Genomic DNA, 471 nt, shown 5'->3' on the forward strand with positions numbered 1-471 from the left:
CGGCGCCGGTGATCTCCGAGGTCTCGCCGAAGCAGCCATAGATGCCCTCGGGCAGCAACTTGTCATACATGTTGCCCACCGTCGGGCAGGAGCCGAGCCCCGTCGTGGTGTCGCTCTCGCCGCATTTGGTCGAGATCCACAGTTCGGAGATCGAGCACTCCTCGCGCTGCAGTTCGGAGGCGAAGTGGACATATTCCTTGGCCACCCTGGACGCGTTCATGATGGTCTTCAAGTCGCCGTTCTGCTCGATCGAGAAGCCGGTCACCGGCTTGCCGGTGGCGGCAATGCCGTCGACGATCTTCTTGGTCCAGCCCGGCTCGATGCCGATCACCACCACGGCGGCCACGTTCGGGTTCGAGCCGGTGCCGATCATGGTGCGGAAATGCAGGTCGAGGTCCTCACCGAACTGCAGCCGCCCATAGGCATGCGGCAGCGCCAGCGTGCCCTTGATGTTGTTGGCGACCGCCTCGC

1 protein-coding gene is annotated in these 471 nt (G+C 64.1%); it reads right to left on the reverse strand.

Annotated elements, in window-relative coordinates:
- On the reverse strand, positions 1-471 hold a 471-nt coding region (locus tag LL06_RS25950), incomplete at both ends, for a UxaA family hydrolase (RefSeq protein WP_035533309.1).

The organism is Hoeflea sp. BAL378, assembly GCF_000759435.1.
Lineage (GTDB): Bacteria > Pseudomonadota > Alphaproteobacteria > Rhizobiales > Rhizobiaceae > Hoeflea.